The sequence below is a fragment of the Actinomadura sp. WMMA1423 genome (genome assembly GCF_006547145.1).
GTDB lineage: Bacteria > Actinomycetota > Actinomycetes > Streptosporangiales > Streptosporangiaceae > Spirillospora.
In genome coordinates, this window is sequence record NZ_CP041244.1 from 1,776,794 (window position 1) to 1,796,435 (window position 19,642).

General features: G+C 72.8%; 17 protein-coding genes and 1 pseudogene. 8 read left to right on the forward strand and 10 right to left on the reverse strand.

Annotated features, from left to right (window positions below; genetic code table 11):
• Nucleotides 1–386 precede the first annotated feature (386 nt).
• Complete coding sequence (locus FKD65_RS08215) at nucleotides 387–2,483, reverse strand: catalase (protein WP_141576898.1); 2,097 nt, start codon at nucleotides 2,481–2,483, stop codon at nucleotides 387–389.
• A 204-nt stretch (nucleotides 2,484–2,687) separates the two neighbouring features.
• On the opposite strand from FKD65_RS08215, the gene FKD65_RS08220 reads away from it, so the two are divergent.
• The 3 genes from FKD65_RS08220 to FKD65_RS08230 all read left to right on the forward strand — a co-directional run bounded on the left by FKD65_RS08220 (nucleotide 2,688) and on the right by FKD65_RS08230 (nucleotide 5,519).
• Nucleotides 2,688–3,113, forward strand: a complete 426-nt coding sequence (locus tag FKD65_RS08220; RefSeq protein WP_240810025.1) for a histone-like nucleoid-structuring protein Lsr2 — start codon at nucleotides 2,688–2,690, stop codon at nucleotides 3,111–3,113.
• Between the two features lie 17 nt (nucleotides 3,114–3,130).
• The gene (locus tag FKD65_RS08225; protein ID WP_141576899.1) at nucleotides 3,131–3,460 is read left to right on the forward strand and encodes an Lsr2 family protein; all 330 of its coding nucleotides are present in this window, start codon (nucleotides 3,131–3,133) and stop codon (nucleotides 3,458–3,460) included.
• A 190-nt stretch (nucleotides 3,461–3,650) separates the two neighbouring features.
• Nucleotides 3,651–5,519: a potassium transporter TrkA gene (locus tag FKD65_RS08230; protein ID WP_368367268.1), complete on the forward strand. Its 1,869-nt coding sequence runs from the start codon at nucleotides 3,651–3,653 to the stop codon at nucleotides 5,517–5,519.
• Nucleotides 5,520–5,574: 55 nt separating this feature from the next.
• On the opposite strand, the gene FKD65_RS08235 is transcribed toward FKD65_RS08230, so the two are convergent.
• Complete coding sequence (locus FKD65_RS08235) at nucleotides 5,575–6,579, reverse strand: hypothetical protein (RefSeq protein ID WP_141576900.1); 1,005 nt, start codon at nucleotides 6,577–6,579, stop codon at nucleotides 5,575–5,577.
• A 134-nt stretch (nucleotides 6,580–6,713) separates the two neighbouring features.
• On the reverse strand, nucleotides 6,714–7,673 hold the full coding sequence (locus FKD65_RS08240; protein ID WP_141576901.1) for an MBL fold metallo-hydrolase: 960 nt from the start codon (nucleotides 7,671–7,673) through the stop codon (nucleotides 6,714–6,716).
• Nucleotides 7,674–7,827: 154 nt separating this feature from the next.
• Here FKD65_RS08240 and FKD65_RS08245 point away from each other — a divergent pair, with 154 nt between their 5' ends.
• The 4 genes and pseudogenes from FKD65_RS08245 to FKD65_RS08260 all read left to right on the forward strand — a co-directional run bounded on the left by FKD65_RS08245 (nucleotide 7,828) and on the right by FKD65_RS08260 (nucleotide 11,115).
• The gene (locus tag FKD65_RS08245) at nucleotides 7,828–9,150 is read left to right on the forward strand and encodes a hemolysin family protein (RefSeq protein ID WP_141576902.1); all 1,323 of its coding nucleotides are present in this window, start codon (nucleotides 7,828–7,830) and stop codon (nucleotides 9,148–9,150) included.
• Nucleotides 9,147–10,166, forward strand: coding sequence for a hemolysin family protein (locus FKD65_RS08250; protein WP_141576903.1), 1,020 nt, complete (start codon nucleotides 9,147–9,149; stop codon nucleotides 10,164–10,166). The genes FKD65_RS08245 and FKD65_RS08250 overlap by 4 nt, the downstream gene beginning before the upstream one ends.
• 59 nt (nucleotides 10,167–10,225) lie before the next feature.
• Nucleotides 10,226–10,426, forward strand: a pseudogene (locus FKD65_RS08255) (helix-turn-helix domain-containing protein); the annotation flags it as partial.
• Between the two features lie 131 nt (nucleotides 10,427–10,557).
• Nucleotides 10,558–11,115: a Clp protease N-terminal domain-containing protein gene (locus FKD65_RS08260; RefSeq protein ID WP_141576904.1), complete on the forward strand. Its 558-nt coding sequence runs from the start codon at nucleotides 10,558–10,560 to the stop codon at nucleotides 11,113–11,115.
• 10 nt (nucleotides 11,116–11,125) lie between these two features.
• Here FKD65_RS08260 and FKD65_RS08265 read toward each other — a convergent pair whose 3' ends face one another.
• From FKD65_RS08265 to FKD65_RS08290, 6 genes are all read right to left on the reverse strand, one after another.
• Complete coding sequence (locus FKD65_RS08265; protein WP_141576905.1) at nucleotides 11,126–11,671, reverse strand: hypothetical protein; 546 nt, start codon at nucleotides 11,669–11,671, stop codon at nucleotides 11,126–11,128.
• A gap of 240 nt (nucleotides 11,672–11,911) precedes the next feature.
• On the reverse strand, nucleotides 11,912–12,847 hold the full coding sequence (locus FKD65_RS08270) for a hypothetical protein (RefSeq protein ID WP_141576906.1): 936 nt from the start codon (nucleotides 12,845–12,847) through the stop codon (nucleotides 11,912–11,914).
• Between the two features lie 65 nt (nucleotides 12,848–12,912).
• Nucleotides 12,913–13,755 (reverse strand): LLM class flavin-dependent oxidoreductase, encoded by an 843-nt coding sequence (locus FKD65_RS08275; RefSeq protein ID WP_141576907.1) that lies wholly within the window; start codon nucleotides 13,753–13,755, stop codon nucleotides 12,913–12,915.
• Nucleotides 13,756–13,852: 97 nt separating this feature from the next.
• Nucleotides 13,853–14,653, reverse strand: a complete 801-nt coding sequence (locus FKD65_RS08280) for a carbon-nitrogen hydrolase family protein (RefSeq protein ID WP_141576908.1) — start codon at nucleotides 14,651–14,653, stop codon at nucleotides 13,853–13,855.
• 9 nt (nucleotides 14,654–14,662) lie between these two features.
• Nucleotides 14,663–17,170, reverse strand: a complete 2,508-nt coding sequence (locus FKD65_RS08285) for an RNA helicase (RefSeq protein ID WP_141576909.1) — start codon at nucleotides 17,168–17,170, stop codon at nucleotides 14,663–14,665.
• A gap of 69 nt (nucleotides 17,171–17,239) precedes the next feature.
• Entirely contained in the window at nucleotides 17,240–17,836 is a 597-nt protein-coding gene (locus tag FKD65_RS08290; RefSeq protein WP_141576910.1) for an HD domain-containing protein, read from the reverse strand.
• Nucleotides 17,837–17,933: 97 nt separating this feature from the next.
• Here FKD65_RS08290 and FKD65_RS08295 point away from each other — a divergent pair, with 97 nt between their 5' ends.
• Entirely contained in the window at nucleotides 17,934–18,119 is a 186-nt protein-coding gene (locus FKD65_RS08295) for a hypothetical protein (protein WP_141576911.1), read from the forward strand.
• Between the two features lie 35 nt (nucleotides 18,120–18,154).
• On the opposite strand, the gene gndA is transcribed toward FKD65_RS08295, so the two are convergent.
• Nucleotides 18,155–19,579: an NADP-dependent phosphogluconate dehydrogenase gene (gene gndA, locus FKD65_RS08300; RefSeq protein ID WP_141576912.1), complete on the reverse strand. Its 1,425-nt coding sequence runs from the start codon at nucleotides 19,577–19,579 to the stop codon at nucleotides 18,155–18,157.
• Nucleotides 19,580–19,642 lie beyond the last annotated feature (63 nt).

Consider the following 19,642-nt stretch of genomic DNA (forward strand, 5'->3'; position numbering starts at 1 on the left):
GGCTGCCCGCTCCGGCAACCGGCACCGGCCGGACACGCTCCGTTGAGGGCGCCTCCGGCCCGGAAAGCGCATGTCAGCGTCCGCTTGCAGGACGCGGCCCGGCCGCGGGCGGCACGGACCGCGCACGTCACCGCGCCCCCCGCGCGGACCGGAGCGGGATCTTCGCGGCCGACCGGCGGCGCGAATTCCCGGCACATTCGCACAAGATATATTTTCAGATTAGAATTCAATTGAGCCGATCGGCGCGACGCTGTGACCTTGCCCACAATTAATTGGCAGAATGCGGCCAGCGCGCGGCGGGGCCCGGCGCGGCGGCTCGCGGGCCGCGCCGGGCCCCGGCCCCCGATCCGTGCCGCCCGCGAGCGCGAGGCGGCACGGCAGGCGGGTCAGGCCGGAACGTGGTCCTTCGCGCGCGTCCAGTGCCGGTGGGCCGCGACCGCCTCGACCAGCCTGGCGGCGAAGTCGCCGCCCGGCCCCCGCCCGGTGACGACGCCGGCGTCGCTGACGGTGTCGCCCTCCGAGAACCGCACGCTGTCGATCCCGGCCCGCTCCAGCAGGCCGATGCCCGCGTCCAGCGCGCCGATCGGCTTGCAGTGCACGAACGCCTCGGCGACGAAGTGCACGGCGTCGCCGTCCCGCGCGAGCGTCCGCGCGCTCTCCTCGCCGCCCGGCACGAGCACCGCGTCGTAGAGGACGGACGCGACGGTCGGCATGGCGCGGGTCACCTCGACCTGGCCGCCGTTGGCCGCCTGGAGGAAGCCGTCCTTCGCGGCGAGGATCTCGACCACCGCCCCGGCCTCGGTGAGCGCGTCGCCGACCGCGGCGACGGCCGCCGAGTCGACGCCGTCCGCAGCCAGCACCGCGATCTTGCGGCCCCGGACCGAGTCCGCGCGCGCGTTCGCCTGGCTGAGCGCGGGCGAGGTGCGGACGTGGGCGGCGGCGGCGGGCTCCTGCGGCGGCTCCACCCCGACGCCCTCGGCGACCTGCACGGCGAGGTCGTGGTCGACGTGGCCGAGGTGCGCGACGACGCCCTCCCGGATGTGCCGGTGGTCGCACTTGCCGAGTTCGAACCGGAACGCGCCGACGATGTGCTCCTTCTCCCAGTCGGACATGCTGTTCCAGAACAGCCGCGCCTGGGAGTAGTGGTCGGCGAAGCTCTCGCTCCGCTTACGGATCTTGGTGCCGTCCACCCGCTCCTGGTAGTGGGTGTAGGAGCCCTCGCCGCCGACCGCGGGGCAGCCGCCCGACAGCGAGTTCTTGTGGTAGCTCGCCCGCCCCTGGTGGATGTCGGTCTGGTGGTAGCCGTCGCGGTGGTGGTTGCGGACCGGCGCGACCGGCCGGTTCACGGGCAGTTGCGAGAAGTTGGGCCCGCCGAGCCTGATCAGCTGCGTGTCCAGGTAGGAGAACAGCCGCGCCTGCAGCAGGGGGTCGTTGGTGAAGTCGATGCCGGGCACGACATTGCCGATGTGGAAGGCGACCTGCTCGGTCTCGGCGAAGAAGTTGTCGGGATTGCGGTCGAGCACCAGCGTGCCGACCCGCCGCACCGGCACCTCTTCCTCCGGAATGAGCTTGGTCGGGTCGAGCAGGTCGAAGTCGAACGCGTGCTCGTCCTCCTCCGGCACGAGCTGGACGCCGAGCTCGTACTCGGGAAAGTCGCCGGCCTCGATCCGCTCCCACAGGTCGGCCCGGTTGAAGTCGGGATTCTTCCCCGCGATCTTCTGCGTCTCGTCCCAGGCGAGCGAGTGGGTGCCGAGCTTGGGCTTCCAGTGGAACTTCACGAACGTCCCCCGGCCCTGGGCGTTCACGAGCCGGAAAGTGTGGACGCCGAAGCCCTCCATCATCGCGTAACTGCGCGGCAGCGCCCGGTCCGACATGAGCCACATCATCATGTGCATGGTCTCGGGCTGGAGCTGCACGAAGTCCCAGAGGGTGTCGTGCGCCGAGGACGCCTGCGGGATCTCGCTGGCCGGCTCGGGCTTCACCGCGTGCACGAAGTCGGGGAACTTGATGCCGTCCTGGATGAAGAAGACCGGCATGTTGTTGCCGACGAGGTCGAAATTGCCCTGCCGCGTGTAGAACTTCGTGGCGAAGCCTCGGACGTCCCGGACGGTGTCGGCGGACCCGCGCGACCCCCCGACGGTGGAGAACCGCACGAACACCGGAGTCGTCAGCGACGCGTCGCAGAGGAATTCGGCCGTCGTGTACTCGGCGAGGGACTCGTGCAGGGTGAAATGGCCGTAGGCGCCCGAGCCGCGAGCGTGCACGACCCGCTCGGGGATCCGCTCGTGGTCGAAATGGGTGATCTTCTCGCGCAGATGGAAGTCCTCCATCAGGGACGGACCCCGCTCGCCCACGGTGAGCGAGTTGTCGGTGTCGTCGACCCGGACCCCCTGGTCGGTGGTGAGCCGGGCCCCTTCCGGGCTCACTCGCCGACGGTCCAGCTGCTCCTGCTTCCGGTCTTGACGGCCGGCGGGGTCAACCATGCTCGCAGCTCCCTCGATGGTGACTCGGTGGTGACTCGGTGCTGGTGATCGCACGCGTGCTCCAGCGGCTACCCCGGGATCACCGCACCATGCGTCGCTTGACCGGAACTTGGGTCCCGCCACGCGCCGGTTCCAGCGCCGGCCGGCCCGTGCGCGGCGGGCGGCCCGCCTTCTTCTCCCGTCCCCCCGGCGCGTCCCGCCGCCATGACCGCCCCCGAAATCCGCTACGGTCAAGGTCGCCGCATCGGCGAGGGGAAGGAAGTCACAGAACACATGGCCGAGAAGGTCATTCGGGTGGACGACATGGACGGCTCCGAAGGAGCCGATGTCGCAAAGCGGGACTTCGAAGTCCTGGAGCGCACGTTCACGATCGACTTGAGCGATGACAACTACAAGCGGCTGGGCGAGATCCTGGACGCCCTCGCGCCCTTCATCGAGAACGCCGCCGAGGTGAAGCCCGCCGGGAAGGGGCGCAAGTCCCGCACCGCGAAGATCAAGGGCTACACGAACGGCGATGTCCGCGCGTGGGCATTGCGAGAGGACATCGAAGTCTCCGAACGTGGCAAGATATCGGATGAGGTCTATGCTGCATTCATCGAGGCACATCCGGACGCCAAGCCGGACGCATAGCTAGAGGGAGTCCCCGCATGGCACAGAAGGTCGAAGTCCTTCTCGTGGACGACATCGACGGTGGAGAGGCCGACGAGACCGTCAGCTTTTCCCTGGACGGGACGTCTTATGAGATCGACCTGAGCAAGAAGAACGCCGCCAAGCTCCGCAGCGGCCTGGAGCCGTTCGTGGCCGGCGCCCGCAAGGCGCGCAAGGCTCCCGGCCGGGGCGGCCGCGGGACGCGCACGGCGGGCAGCCGCGAGCGCTCCGCCGAGATTCGCGAGTGGGCGAAGAACCGCGGCATCAAGGTCAATGAGCGGGGCCGTATCCCCGCCAATGTGATCGAGCAGTACGAAGCCGCGCACTAGCGGCCGCAGCGCGGCCGGCGGTGTTCCGGCGCGCCGAGGGGCCGGGGCGGATTTTCCGTCGCCCCGGCCCCTTGCGCGCGCGGGACGAAAATTCTCCCCTCATTGAGGGAGAGAATGCCAGGAATGGTGCGAGACAACACAATAGGCTGGCGCCGGGAGCGACGGCGGAGGGGGCGGCCCGTTGAGACGCGTGACGCGGCGGGACAGGGTCCGGTACTGGTTCGACCGGACGATGTCGAAGGGGACGCCCGCGCTCATCGGCTGGCTCGGGCTCGCGTCCGTGGCGCTGGTCCTGGTGGTGGCGAGCGCGGCGGTCGTGATCGCGCCGGGCGACAGCGACTCCCACGGGCACTGGCCCGGCATGGTCTGGCGCAGCCTCCTGCGCACGCTCGATCCGGGCACGATGGGCGACGACGCCGGCACCGCGCCCTTCCTCGGGCTGATGCTGGTCTCCACCATCGGCGGGATCTTCATCGTCAGCTCGCTGATCGGTGTGCTCACCACCGGCCTGGAAGCGAAGATCACCGAGCTGCGCAAGGGCCGGTCGCGGATCGTCGAGCACGACCACACGGTGCTGCTCGGCTGGTCCGAGCAGGTCTTCACCGTGGTGGCCGAGCTCGTGGAGGCCAACCAGAGCAGGCGCAGGTCGTGCGTCGCGATCCTCGCCGACCGCGACAAGGTCGAGATGGAGGACGCCATCCGCGCGCGGGTCGGCGACCTCGGCCGCACCAGGATCGTGTGCCGCACCGGCGACCCGCTGAAGGTCGCGGACGTGGAGCTGGTCAGCCCCGGCACGGCGCGGTCCATCATGGTGGTCACGCCGGAGGTCGACGAGGCCGACGCCCGCGTCATCAAGGTGCTGCTGTCGCTCGGCGCCCGCCCCTGGGGGCGGCGCCGCCCGCACGTGGTCGCCGCCGTGCACGACTCGGCCAACCTGCCCGCCGCCCGGCTCGCGGGCGGCCCCGCCGCGCACGTCATCGACGCCGACGACGTGGCGATCCGGCTGATCGTCCAGTCGCACCGCCAGTCGGGGCTGTCGCAGGTCTGCACCGAGCTGCTGGACTTCGCCGGCCACGAGTTCTACATGCGCCCCGAGCCGTCCCTCGCGGGCATGACGTTCGGGGAGTCGCTGTCGGCCTACGACCTCGGCGTCCCCTCCGGACTGCGGCGGGCGGACGGGGCCGTCCTGCTGAACCCGCCGATGGACACCGTGATCCGCGCCGACGACGAGGTCATCATCCTGGCGGAGGACGACCTGCTGATCCGGCTCGCCACCGGACCCGCGCCGCCCGCCCGGGAGGCGGCGATCACGACGGCGACCGCGCGGCCCCCGGTGCCCGAGCGCACCCTGATGCTCGGCTGGAACCACCGCGCCCCGAAGATCATCGAGCTGCTGGACGAGTTCCTCGCCCCCCGGTCCGCGCTCGTGGTGGCGGCGCCCCGCGACGACCCGACCGGGGCCCTGCGCGAGCACGCCAACCTCGAGATCGACTTCATCCGGGCGGAGCCGACCGAGCGGCCCGCGCTGGAGTCCCTCGACCTCGGCTCCTTCCAGAAGGTCATCGTGCTGTCGGACGCCCGCCACGAGCGGGAGCACGCCGACGCCCGCACCCTCGTCACGCTGCTGCACCTGCGCGACATCGAGGACAAGATCGGTGACCCCTTCGCTATCGTCAGCGAGATCAACGACGACGCCAACCGGGAGATCGCGCAGGTCACCAAGGCCGACGACTTCGTGGTCAGCGAGAAGCTGATCAGCCTGATGCTGACCCAGCTGAGCGAGAACCGGCACCTGTACGAGGTGTTCGCCGACCTGCTCGACCCCGCGGGCTCGGAGATCTACCTCAAGCCGGCCTGCGACTACCTGGCCCCGGGCGCCGAGGCCGACTTCACCACGCTCATCGAGTCGGCGCGGCGGCGCGGCGAGGTCGCGCTCGGCTACCGGCTGACGGAGCGGTTCCACGAGCCGCCCGGCTACGGGGTGGTGCTGAACCCCGGCAAGACCGCGCCGCTCACGCTGTCGGCCGACGACCGCGTCATCGTGCTGGCCGAGAACTGACCGGCCGAGGACCCCGCCACGGCGGGACGTCCCGGAAACCGTCCCCGGACCGGCCTCATCCGAGCGGCGGGCCCAGCTCGTGCCCGGCGCGCACGGCTCCGGCGACGCGCTCGCGCAGCGCCGTCTCGGCCCGGCGGGCGTCCTCGGTCATCCCGCGGATCTCCTCCCCCGCCATCTCGTCCCCTACGGTGCTCGCCAGCAGGTCCCGGTAGCGGGCGTTCTGCTCGGGCAGCCCCTGCAGGACCGTGGACTCGTGGTAGGCGTCGTCGGCCTCGCCCGCCCGGCGCGCGTACGCCTCCAGCGCCTCGATGCGTCCGGTGACCGAGCGGACCGACAGCGCGAGGGCGCGGTCCTGCGGCTCCAGCAGGGCGCGGACGTGCGGCGAGAGGCGTTCCGGGCGCTGGGCGCGGCGCTCCCGGCGCAGCCGCGTGTGCTCGGCGAGGGCGTCCGCGATCGCCCACTCCTGCCGCGGCAGCACGACCGAGTTGTTGATGTCGTCGAGCAGCCCGGCGCAGTGGGCCCGCGAGCCGAGGACGGCGTCGACGGCGCGCTGGGCGCGGACGAGCAGGGCGGCGGCGGGCTCGTCGAAGTCGGCGGGCAGCAGGTAGCGGCCGTGGTGCTCGCGCGCGGCGCGGGCGGCGGCCGGCTCCCGGACGTAGCGCAGCGCCCCGCCGACCCAGCCGGCGAAGCTCGCGGCCGCCAGGACGACGGCGGCCTCGACCTGGCCGATCAGCAGCAGGAGGACCTGCAGCGCCGGGGTGAGCATCATCGCGAGCACGGGCAGCCTGCCCCAGCGCACCGCGCCGCCCACCAGCTCGTCGTCGTCCAGCGAGGCGACGAAGCACACGCGCAGCCATCCGCCGGGCAGCACGCCGTAGAAGAGGGCGAACGCCGGGATCCACACCATCCGCGCCGCAACCGTGGCGGTGCGCAGGCGCGGCGGCGCGGGCGCGGGCATGCGGGCGGGGACGAGCCGCTCGGGCGCGGCGGCCAGCAGCGCGCGCTCCTCGCCGGCGATGCCGGGATCGAACACCGGACGGGGACGGTACCGCTCGGTCATCGACACTCCCTCCGCGTCTGGAACCCCGTGCCCGCGGGCGCCTCCCAGCCTTCCACGCGGGTCCCGGCCCTCTCCGGGTCGTCACGAGATCCGGACATTCCTGCCGCCGCTGGGCCTCCCTTCTCCGGTACCGGCTAGTCCTGCAACTCCGCCCAGACCTCCCGGTCGCGTTCGGCCGTCCAGATCCGGGGGCGCTCGACGCCGTCCAGTTCGTCCCAGAGGCGGGAGACGTCGAACGGCAGGCAGTGCTCGAAGATCGGCCAGCCGCCGTAGGCGGGGGCGAGCGCCGCGTGCACGGCGGCGAAGGCGTCCCCGAGCGTGCCGCCGCCGCGCCGGACCCGCTCGGCCTCCTCGGTCATCGTGGTCAGGAAGTCGCGGGTCTGCCGGACGGCGGCGCGGGCGGCGTCCCGGCCGTGCGCGACGGCGCCGCGCCCGCCGACGAGGACCTCGGCCCCGAAGGAGTCGACGTGGTCGAGCGTGCGGGACGCCCACTCGCGGTGGAACGCGTCGCCGGTGTAGAGCGCGGCCTGCGTCTCCACGAGGTCGCCGGCGAACAGGATCCGGTGCCGGGGCAGCCACGCCACGATGTCGCCCTCGGTGTGCCCGCGCCCGCAGTAGGCCAGGTCGAGGTCGCCGCGGTCGCCGCCCAGGTCGATGGTGAGCGTGCCGGAGAACGTCACGGTCGGCCAGGTGAGCCCCGGTATGCCGTCCGGGTCCTTGAACAGCCGTGGCATCCGGCCGTACTCCGACTCCCAGTCCTGCTTGCCGCGCTCGGCTATCAGCGCGCGGGTCAGGTCGTGCGCGACGACCACCGGGGCGCCGAACGCGCTCGCGCCCAGCGTCCGGACGGCGTGGTAGTGCGACAGGACCAGGTAGCGGACGGGCTTGTCGGTGTGCTCGCGCAGGACGGCGAGCCAGTCGCGCGCGGCGGCGGGCGTGGCGAGGGCCTCGAAGCAGACGAGGAAGTCCTCGCCCTCCACGGCCCCGACGTTGGGGTCCCCCTCGGCCGTGAGCGCGTACACCCCGTCGGCGAGGATCTCCAGCGTCTGCGTCTTGTCGCCCAGGTCCGCGGACGACGCGAACGGTCTCGGCATGGGCGCCCCCTCGCGGTCGTGGCCCCGGCCTTTTCGCCTGCAATGTGGTTCATTCCACACAGAGCAGTCGATAACCGTCTCAGGCACCGGGGAGGGTCGGCCGGGCGGGGGTAGAAGTGATCTCGAAGGTGCCGCGCGTGAGGAGGACTCCGGGGTGAATGCCGCGCTCGGGCTGCTCGCCGTCCTCGTGCTGACCGCCGCGACCGGCTACTTCGTGGCGCAGGAGTTCGCGTTCGTCACCGCGGACCGCCCGGCGCTCGACCAGCGCGCGGCGGAGGGCGACCGGGCGGCGGGGCGCGCGGTGCGGGTGATGGGCCGGCTGTCGTTCATGCTCTCGGGCGCGCAGCTCGGCATCACGGTCACCGCGCTGGTCGTGGGGTTCATCGCCAAGCCCGCCCTGGCCGACCTGATCGCCCCGGCCCTGCACGCGGGCGGGGTGCCGGACGCGGCGGCGGGCGGGGTGGCGGTGGCGCTCGGGTTCGTCCTCGCCACCGTGATCCAGATGGTGCTGGGCGAGCTGTTCCCCAAGAATCTGGCGCTGGCGAGAGCGGAGCCGATGGCGCGCGCGTTGGCCGGGTCCACCCTGGTCTACCTGACCGTGGCGGGCCCGCTGATCAGGCTGTTCGACGCGTCCGCGAACCGCCTCGTCCGCGCGGTGGGCATCGAGCCGGTGGAGGAGCTGCGGCACGGCGCGACGCTGGAGGAGCTCGGGCACATGATCGGCGAGTCCGGGGAGCAGTTCCAGGCGGGCCACGCCGACCTGCTGGAGCGGGCCCTGGTGTTCTCCGAGCGGGACGCCGAGGAGGTCATGGTGCCCCGGGTCGACGTGGTGACCGTGCCGGCCTCCGCGCGCGCGGCCGAGGTGAGCGACGTGGTCGCGGCGAGCGGGCACACGCGCTACCCCGTCCTCGGCGAGGGCGTCGACGACGTGGTCGGGATCGTCGGGCTGGAGGAGCTGGTCGCGCTCGGTCCGCGGGAGGCGGAGCGCACCGAGGTCGGCGCGATCGCCCGCCCGGCGCTGCTGCTGCCCTCGTCGCTGCCGCTGCCGGACGTGGTGCTGCGGCTCCAGGGCGCGGGCGAGCCCATCGCCTGCGTCGTGGACGAGTACGGGGGTTTCGCCGGCATCCTCACCTGGGAGGACGTCGCCGAGGAGCTGGTCGGGGAGATCGCCGACGAGAACGAGCCGGGCGAGGAGCTCGCCATCCGCAGCGGCGAGTGGTGGACGACCGACGCGGGCCTGCGGATGGACGAGGTCGCCCACGAGACGGGCATCTCGCTGCCGGAGGGCGACTACGAGACCGTCGCGGGGCTGCTGATGAAGCGGCTCGGCCGGGTCGCGCGGCCGGGCGACGTCGTCCGGGTGGAGCTGGCCCCGACCGCGCTGGACGAGCCCGCCCGGACCGCCGTGGTGGAGGTCCTGACGATCCACCGGCACGTGCCGGAGCTGATCCGCGTCCGCACCGAGGAGGGCCGGTGAACCTCGCGCTCGGCGCTCCGGTCACGCTGGCGCTGCTGGCGGGCAACGGGTTCTTCGTCGCCACCGAGTTCGCGCTGGTGGCGGCGCGGCGGCCGCGGCTGGAGCGGTCCGCCGCGCGCGGCGGGCGGGGCGCGGCGGCGGCCGTCGCGGGGATCGACGAGCTGTCGCTGACCCTGGCCGGGGCGCAGCTCGGCATCACGATGTGCTCGCTCGGGCTCGGCCTGGTGTCCGAACCGGTGTTCGCGGGCGCCCTCACGCCGCTGTTCCACTCGGCCGGCCTGCCGGAGGGCGCGGCGCACGCGGTCGCGTTCGTGCTGGCCCTGGCGCTGGTGACGTTCCTGCACATGGTCGTCGGCGAGATGGCTCCGAAGTCGTGGGCGATCGCCGACCCGGAGCGCTCGGCGAGCGTGCTCGGCATGCCGTTCCGCGCGTTCGCCACCGTCGCCCGCCCGGTGCTGGCGGCGCTGAACGGCTCGACGAACCTGCTGCTGCGGCTGGTGGGCGTCCGCCCCGCCGACTCGCGGGAGGTCTCGCGCACCCCCGAGCAGCTGCGCAGCATCGCCCAGGAGTCGCGGCGGCTGGGGCTGATCGGGCAGGGCGAGCTGAAGCTGCTCACCACCGCGCTGGACGCGCCGCGCGCACCGCTGGCCGGCCTCGTCGTGCCGGTCTCCGACATCGTGTCGGTCCCTGCGGCCGCGACCCCGCAGGAGGTCATCGACATCGCCGCCCGCAGCGGCCGCACCCGGCTCATGCTGCGGGACTCCGGGCGTCCGGGGCAGGCCCGCATGGTGCACATCCGGGACGCCTTCGTGGCGCGCGCGCGGGGCCGCGACACCCCCGCCCGGGACCTGGCGCACCCCGTCCCGGCGCTGCCGGTCGGTACCCCCGTCGGAGAGGCCGTCGCCACCCTGAAGGCCAATCACAGCCATCTCGGCCTCGCCGTCGCGCCGGACGGCCGCGTCGCCGGCATGGTCAGCCTCGACGACCTGCTCACCACGCTGCTCACCGTGCGCTGAACCCGCGAGGGTGTCAACGTTGGTTGACATGCCTCGAATGTCAACCTACATTGACAGCCATGAGCGATGGAGTGACGCTCGCCCAGGAGGCGAGCAGCCGGGATCCCGCGGTCGGGCTGCGGGCCGTGCGAGCGCTGCGCGAGCTGGCCGAGCGGCTGGAGGCGCTCCAGGTCGCCAGCGCCCGCGACCAGGGCTGGTCCTGGCAGGAGATCGCCGTCTGCCTCGGCGTGAGCAGGCAGGCCGTTCACAAGAAGCACGGCTCCGGCCGCCGGATTCTCCACAAGGCAGTTCCGGGGGGTGCGGGGGGTCGCCCCCCCGCCAGAGACCAGAAGGCAGTTCCGGGGGGTGCGGGGGGTCGCCCCCCCGCCAGAGACAAGAAGGAGCAGTAGGGATGTTCGAGCGTTTCACCGCCGACGCGCGGCAGGCGGTCACCGGCGCCCAGGCCGAGGCGCGGGCGCTGCGCGACCGGCACATCGGCACCGAGCACGTCCTGCTCGCCCTCACGGGCGCGCAGGACGCCATGGGACGCGCGCTCCGCGAGCACGGGCTCACCCAGGACGACCTGCGGGCCCGGATCGTCCGCGTCAACCGCGCGGGCGGCGACGTCCTCGACTCCGAGGCCCTGCGCAGCATCGGCATCGACCTGGACGCCGTCCGGGAGGCCACCGAGCAGAGCTTCGGCGAGGGCGCCCTCGACGTGCCGCCGGGGAAGATCGACCGGTACCGCAGGGGCCACATCCCCTTCACGCCGAAGGCCAAGAAGGCGTTGGAGCTGGGCCTCCGGCACGCGGTCCGGCTCCGGCAGAAGGAGATCCGCAGCGGCCACCTCCTGCTCGGCCTCCTGCACGACGACGACTTCCTGTCGACGCGGCTGGTCACCGAGGCGGGGGTGGACGTCGAGGCCCTGCGCGACGAGGTCCGCCGGCTGCTGACGTCCAAGGCGGCCTGACCGCACGGCGTCAGCGGCCGAAGACGCCGGAGAGGGTGCCGGCGCAGGCGGCGCTGCGGGTGGGATCGAACGGGTAGCGGCGCTTGCACTCGCGCGTGATCCACGGCGGCGCCGCGGGGCGGACGGGCCGCGGCGGCCTGCGCACCACCGGCCTGTGGGGCCGCCGCACGGGCCGGTGGTGGCGGGGGCGGGAGGCGTGCTTGCGGTGATGGGCCCGCTTCTTCTTCCCGGCGGGGTGGCGGGGCGGTGTCGTGCCGGGCGCGTCCGCCTCCCGGCCGGACGGCGGCACGGTGGCGGCCGGCGGAGGCGCGGTCGAAGGCGCGGTCGAAGGCGCGGCGGACGACGGAGGCCCGGCGGACGGCACCGGAGTGGTGCCCGGGCCCCCCGCCGGCGGGGCGGGCGCGAGCCGCGTCGTCCCGTAGGCGATGACGAGGAGGAGCCCGGTGACGAGGGCGGCCGCCGCGACGACCACCGACAGGCGGCTCGGGCGGCGGACGGGCGGCCTGGGCTCGCCGCGGGTGTACCCGGCGGGCGGAAGGCTGGAGGAAGGGCGCACCCTACGATGGTCACGCTGAGCACCCGTCCGGGCACGGAAAATCACCGTGACGTTGCCACCTCGATACCCCTCCTGGGTCGGCGGCCCGCGAGCGGCCCCACCACCGGCGCGAGTTCCTCGACCAACGCGGAGGAGCCCGATACGTACGACACGCCCAGCTCGTCCCGTCAGCGGGCGAGCGTGCCGGCCATCTCGCGGGGCGCCCTGGAGGGAGGGTCTCCGGGACGCCCCCGATCCCGCTCAGCGGCGCGCCGCCTCCCAGCCCTGCACCAGCGCGGCGGTGTGGTCGCCGACGAGTCCGGCCTGGAGGCGCTCCCCGCCCTGCTCGACCTGGACGCCCACGGGCCGCAGGTCCGGGACGCGCCCGCCGAACAGGGCGTCGCGCTCGGCCAGGGCCTCGTAGTCGCCCGGCCGCCACCAGTACACCTGCGGGCTGATCGGCTTCTCCCCCGTGCCGGCGAGCCTGGCCGCGACGTCCTGGACGGTCTTCATGGCGAGGACCAGGTGCTGCTCGGTCCCGACCTCGTGGACCATGACGTACTCCGGGAGCGGGAAGGCGACCAGTGCGCCGAACGGCAGCGGCCCGGGGAAGTAGCGCCGCAGGACCTGGACGTGCGCGCCGATGTAGCGGTGCTGCTCGCCGATGTTCGCGATCTTTATGCCCTGCACGTCGGTGGCCTGGACGTAGTGGGGCTCCCGCTCGATCGACTGCGTCAACGCGTGCCCGAACGCCTCGGTCTCGGGCAGGCCGCCGAGGTCGACCCGGTTGAGCGGCACGATCGAGTCCGGATAGTCCATGACGACGGTCTGGAGCAGTCCGGGTGCGAGCGGCCGGGTCACGAGGGCGGCCCGCATCCGCTCGTCGAGCGCCTCCTCGGGATAGAGCCGGACGCGCAGGCTCGCGACGTCGAGCGTCCCGCCGGCCGGAGGCGGAGCCGGGCGCCGCGCGAACGCCCGCACCGCCTGGTCGGCGTACTGGGCCGCGATGCCCGGCAGAGCGGACCTCGGGTTCCGTCCGGCGTGCGCCCGCCATTCCGCGATGCCCGCCTGCACACGGGTGCCGTCCCTGAGCGTGACGGCGAGGGTGTCGGGGTCGGGCAGCGCCGCCTGGTAGCCGCGCTGAGCGAACGCGTCCACGAGGGCGGTCCCGATGATGTCGTGGCTGTTGGAATTCACGGTCTTTTACGACTCCTCGCGCGGGCCGTGAGTTCCGGGCCGGCCCCCGGAGGTTCGCCTACGGGTCAGCGGCCCGCGAGCAGCTCCACCACCGGCGCGAACGCCTCGACGAACGCGGAGGAGACCGATACGTATGACACGCCCAGTTCGTCCCGCCGGCGGGCGAGCGTGCCGGCCATCTCGCGGGGCGTCCCGGAGAGCTTCGCGATCGCGGCGGATCTCGCCAGGGCGTCGGTGTCCACGTTCATCTGCCGGCTCAGCCACTCCGGCACCTCGTCGCCGACGACGTGGACCTGCGTGCACAGCTCGAGGTCGTCGAACCGCTCGCCCGCCGCCGTCCGGACGATCTCCACATACTCCGCCAGGCGCGCGTCGTCGGTCATCGGCGGGACGCCGAACGCGACCGTGTCGGCCCGCCGTGCGGCCAGTTCCAGCATCCGGCGCCGCGACGCGGCGACGAGCACGCGCGGCGGGCGGCCCGTCCCCGCGAACAGGCGGTCCGGCGGGCGCGCGACCGCGTCGAGCACCCGCTCCACCCTGGCCAGCCGCTCGGCGCCCGACCCGTAGGGGACGCCGAACAGCGCGGCGTCGTCCTCGCCGCCGGGCCGGCCGGCGCCGATCCCGAGTTCGAACCGGTCGCCGGTGGCGAACGCCATCGAGGCGGCCTCCCAGGCGATCATGTGCGGCGGCCGGGTCGCGGCGGAGAGCACGAACGTGCCGACCCGCAGCGCCGTCGTGGCGCCCGCCGCCGCGGCGAGGGACGCCGCGGGCATCGCCGTGCCCGAGGTGTCGGGGGTCAGCAGCGTCGCATACCCCAGTTCCTCGGCGCGCCGCGCCTGAGCCGCCCAGTCCGCGCCGTCCCGCGCCCACGCGGCCATCACCGCGAACCTGAACCGCCGATCGGCCATCTGCCCGCCTCCCGTTCGCCGCCGGACACCTCCATTTGAGTGAGCACTCACTCATTTGTCAAGGGCCCGCGAGCCCGGGCCCGCGCGGCGAGGGCGGCTAACCGGCCTCGGTGACGGTGAAACGCCGCAGGTCGAGGGCCGGGTTCTTCGCCCGGACGGCCTTGATCCGCTCGGGTGAGACGTCCCCGGACACGACGCCGGTCCCCTCCCCCAGCGCGGCCACGACGACGCCCATCGGGTCGACGACCATGCTGTTGCCCGCGCCGGTCGGGGCGCACTGGTCGGCAGCCGCCACGTAGACCGTGTTCTCGATCGCGCGGGCCCGCACCAGCGTGCGCCAGTGGTCCTCCTTGAGCGGTCCCGGCACCCACTCGGCGGGCAGCGCGAGGACGTCGGCGCCGGCGTCCACGATCCGCCGGGTCACCTCGGGGAACCGGACGTCGTAGCAGGTCTGCATGCCGAACACGACGCCGTCGACGGCGAAGGTCTCCGGCTCTCCGATCTCGCCGGGCCGCACCAGCGCCGACTCCTCGTACCCGAACGCGTCGTACAGGTGGAGCTTGCGGTATTCGGCGACGACCTCCCCGCCGGGGGCGATCGCGACGAGGGTGTTGGAGATGCGGTCCGGCTCGTCCAGCCGCTCGTTCACACCGGCGACGACGTGGACGCCGTGGCGCCAGGCCAGATCCCCGAGACCCGCGACGAACGGGCCGTCCAGGGGTTCGGCCGAGTCGACGAACCGCCGGTCCATCTTCGGCGCGGTGAACATGGCGAACTCGGGCAGGACCACGACCCGCGCCCCCTGCGCGACCGCCTCGGCGGCCAGCCCGCCGATCGCCGCGAGGTTCTCGTCCTTGCCGGTTCCGGGCGCGAACTGCGCCACCGCGACACGTACCATCCCCGCCTCCTACATCCGGTCGACGCCGGTCACCCGGACTACGGCCTCGCCCTCCTGGTCGGAACCCGCGAGGTCGACCTCGGCGCTGATGCCCCAGTCGTGATGCCCCTCGGGGTCGTCGAACACCTGCCGGACCCGCCACAGGGCGTCCTCCGGGACCTCCTCGATCTGGAGCAGCTTCGGCCCCCGCGCGTCGGCCCCGGTGAGCAGCTCGTCGTGGTCCTCGAAGTAGCGGTCCATGGCGTCGGCCCACGCCCCGGCGCCGAAGTCGGGGTCGAGCACGCCAAGCTCGTCGTAGCGCTCCAGCGCCGCCAGCTCCACCCGCCGGAACATCGCGTTGCGCACCAGCACCCGGAACGCGCGCGTGTTCGCGGTCACCCTGGTGACCCGCTCCTCGATCGGCTCGTCCAGGTCCTCGGCGGCGGGGTTGGCGAGCTGCTCCCACTCGTCCAGCAGGCTGGAGTCGACCTGCCGGACCAGCTCGCCCAGCCACTCGATCAGGTCGATCAGGTCGTCGGTCTTGATCGACTCCGGGACGGTCTGCTGGAGCGCCTTGTAGGCCCCCGACAGGTACCGCAGGACGAGCCCCTCGCCCCGCGCCAGCTCGTAGAAGCCGATGTACTCGGTGAACGTCATCGCCCGCTCGTACATGTCGCGCACGACCGACTTCGGGCGCAGCGGGTGGTCGCCCACCCACGGGTGCCCGGCCCGGTACACCTCGTAGGCGGCGCCGAGCTCCTCCTCCAGCGGCTTCGGGTAGTCGACGTCCTGGAGCAGCTCCATCCGCTCCTCGTACTCGATGCCCTCGGCCTTCATCTCCTGGACGGCCTCGCCCCGCGCCCGGTTGAGCTGCGCGGCGATGATCTGCCGCGGGTCCTCCAGCGTCGCCTCGATCACCGACAGGACGTCCAGCGCGTACGACGGCGACGCCGGGTCGAGGATCTCGAAGGCGGCGAGCGCGAACGTCGACAGCGCCTGGTTGAGGGCGAAGTCCTCCTGGAGGTCGACGGTGATGCGCGCGTACCGGCCGACGTCGTCCGGCTCCGGCAGCACCTCGACGACGCCGCCGGCCAGCAGCGACCGGTAGATCGCGATGGCCCGGGAGATGTGCCTGCGCCGCGCCGCGGGCTCCTCGTGGTTGTCGGTCAGCAGCCGCTTCATCGCCTGGAAGGCGTTGCCCGGCCGCGCGATCACCGACAGCAGCATCGCGTGGCTGACCTGGAAGCGGGACCGGAGCATCTCCGGCTCGGCCTCCTGGAGCTTGTTGAAGACGTCCTCGTCCCAGCCGACGAACCCCTCCGGGGGCTTCTTGCGCTGGACCTTGCGCCGCTTCTTTGGGTCGTCCCCCGCCTTGGCCAGGGCCTTCTCGTTCTCCACGACGTGCTCGGGCGCCTGCGCGACGACGAACCCGACCGTGTCGAACCCGGCCCGTCCCGCCCGTCCGGCGATCTGGTGGAACTCCCGTGCCCGCAGCCGCCGCACCCGGTGCCCGTCGTACTTGCTGAGCGCCGTGAAGACGACGGTCCTGATCGGGACGTTCACCCCGACCCCCAGGGTGTCGGTCCCGCAGATGACCTTCAGCAGCCCGGCCTGCGCGAGCCGCTCCACCAGCCGCCGGTACTTGGGCAGCATCCCGGCGTGGTGGACCCCGATGCCGTGCCGGACGAACCGCGACAGGTTGCGCCCGAACTTCGTGGTGAACCGGAAGTTGCCGATCAGCTCGGCGATCCGCGCCTTCTCCGCCTTGGTGCACACGTTGATGCTCATCAAGGCCTGCGCCCGCTCGATCGCCGCCGCCTGCGTGAAGTGCACCAGGTAGATCGGCGCCTTCTGCTCGGCCAGCAGCTCCTCGATGGTCTCGTGCAGCGGCGTCACCCGGTAGTCGTAGATGAGGGGGACGGGCCGCTCGGCCGACGTCACCAGGGCCGTCGGGCGCCCCGTCCGGCGCGTCAGGTCCTTCTGGAAGAACGTGACGTCGCCGAGGGTGGCCGACATGAGCAGGAACTGGGTCTGGGGCAGCTCCAGCAGCGGGATCTGCCACGCCCACCCCCGCTCGGGCTCGGCGTAGAAGTGGAACTCGTCCATCACGACCACGCCGATGTCGGCGTCCGCGCCGTCCCTGAGCGCGATGTTCGCCAGCACCTCGGCCGTGCAGCAGATGATCGGCGCGTCCGCGTTCACGCTGGCGTCGCCGGTCATCATCCCGACGTTGTCGCGCCCGAACATCTCGCACAGGTCGAAGAACTTCTCCGACACCAGCGCCTTGATCGGCGCCGTGTAGAACCCGACCTGGTCCTTGCCGAGCGCCGCGAACAGCGCCCCCGCCGCCACCAGGCTCTTGCCCGAGCCGGTCGGCGTGGAAAGGATCACGTTCGCGCCGGAGACCACCTCGATGAGCGCCTCCTCCTGGGCGGGGTACAGCGTGATCCCGCGTCCCGACACCCACCGCTCGAACGCCTCGAACAGCGAGTCGGCGTCGGCGTCGTTTCCGGAGGGAAGCTCATCGATAAGGCTCACCCCTCCATCCTGCCCCCCATCGCCCACTGCCCGCGCCGGGCGGCGCCCCGCGCGACCCCGCCCCGCGTCCTAGACCAGCCCGTGGCCGTACTTCTCCAGGAGGGGCCCGAGGTCTGGCTCCCCGAAGGATTCCCGCATGGAGTCGAAAAGGGGGAGCTTGTCCGCCCCGTAGCGCTGGACGCGTCCGGCGTAGGTGCGGGCGGACACGAAGGTCGGCGGCTCGGTCTTGCTGTGGAACTTGTCGGCGTACATGACGAGCCGCTCCTCCTCCGTCACGGCCACGTAGTCGCCGGGAGGCACGGGCAGCCCCTGCCTCGCGATGTCGCCACGGGTCAGCCCCACGCCGGTGTGGCACGAGCAGAACCGGCAGATCTCCTCGGGGAACCCCTCGTCCCGGAGGATCGCGTGACCGAGCACCCCGTGCCGGACGTACCCCGTGAGGTCGATCCTGCCGGACGGGCCGTACAGACGGTAGACGCCGAGGTCGTGCAGCAGGCACCCCGCCCGTACGAGGTCGGCGTCCACCGCGAGCCCGGCCCCGTCCGCGAGCCGCTCGGCGATCTCGCTCACGATGACGCAGTGCGTCCACACGACCTCGAACGCCTGCGCCGTCGGCGCGTACCTCTGATGCAAGGCCCGGATCTCGTCGGTCCCTGGAATCTCCACCCCACGACCATAGGCCGGAGCCGCCCCGGGTGGTTAGGGCCGGACCGATCGGCAAGGAAGGGCGGAACGAGACGAGGCGCGCGAGAGGAGCCGAGCGATGGACGAGAGGGAACCCGAGGAGCACGGGCCCGGGGCCAGTTCGGGGCGGGAGGACCAGCCGCACGAGCGGGTCGTCCCCGGCACCGACAGCGCCGAGGAGGGCTACGAGAGCGACGCCGAGAGCGGGACGCGCGACGGCAACCCGATCGCGGGCGTGGAACTCGACGCCGACGAGGACTCATGAGCCGCGCCTGACGGCACGGCTCATGAGCCGCCCCGTCAGGCGTCCACCTCGGAGCGGTCGCCGCCCCAGAGGGTGTGGAAGGAGCCGTCGCGGTCGGTGCGCCGGTAGGTGTGCGCTCCGAAGAAGTCGCGCTGGCCCTGCGTGAGCGCGGCCGGAAGGCGGTCGGCGCGCAGGGAGTCGTAGTAGGCCAGGGCGGTGGAGAAGCCCGGCGCGGGGATGCCGAGTCGCGCCGCGGTGGCGACCACGTCGCGCCAGGCGTCCTGCGCGTCGCCGACGGCCTCGGCGAAGTGGTCGTCGGTCAGCAGCGTCGGCGTCCGCGGGTCGGCCTCGTAGGCGGCGCGGATGCGGTCCAGGAAGCGGGCCCGGATGATGCAGCCGCCGCGCCAGATCGTGGCCATCGCCCCGAGGTCGATGTCCCAGCCGTACTCGGCGCTGCCCGCCTGGATCTCGTGGAACCCCTGCGCGTACGCGACGATCTTGGACGCGTACAGGGCCTTCTCCACGGCGTCGGCGAAGCCGGAGTCGGCGACGGCCCCGCGGGACGGGCCGGGCAGGCGCCGCGCCGCCTCGCGCAGGTCGGCGTGGCCGGAGACGGACCGGGCGAACACGGCCTCGGCGATGCCGCCGACGGGGACGCCGAGGTCGAGGGCCGTCTGCACGGTCCAGCGGCCGGTGCCCTTCTGCTCGGCCTGGTCCAGGACGACGTCCACGAACGGCTTGCCGGTCGAGGCGTCGGTGTGCGCGAGGACCTCGGCGGTGATCTCGATCAGGTAGGACTCCAGCCGGCCGGTGTTCCAGGTGCGGAAGACCTCGGCGATCTCGGCGGGCGCGAGCCCCGCGGCGTGCCGCAGCAGGTCGTAGGACTCCGCGATCAGCTGCATGTCGGCGTACTCGATGCCGTTGTGCACCATCTTCACGAAGTGCCCGGCTCCGTCGGGGCCGACATGGACGCAGCAGGGCGTCCCGTCGACCTTGGCGGAGATGTCCTCCAGCAGCGGGCCGAGCGCCTCGTAGGACTCGGCGGAGCCGCCCGGCATGATGCTCGGGCCGTTCAGCGCGCCCTCCTCACCGCCGGAGATCCCCGTGCCGACGAAGTGGAGGCCGCGCTCGCGCAGCGCCGCCTCCCTGCGGCGGGTGTCGGCGAAGTTGGCGTTGCCGCCGTCGACGATCATGTCGCCCGGCTCCAGGAGCGGCGCGAACTCGTCGATGACGGCGTCGGTGGGGCCGCCCGCCTTCACCATCACGACGAGCCGCCGGGGCCGCTCCAGCGACTCCACGAACTGCTCCGGCGTCTCCGCGGGCAGGAACGTCCCCTCGTCGCCGAACTCCTCCACCAGCGCCTTGGTCCGGGCCGAGGTGCGGTTGTGCACGGCCACGGGATGCCCGTGCCGGGCAAGGTTGCGGGCCAGGTTGCGCCCCATCACCGCCAGTCCGGTGACACCGATTCGCGCCTTCTGCATTGGCTCACTCCTCCTCGTGTGCGACCCTGGCCAAGGGGTTGTACGCGGCTCATGATCCCCCCG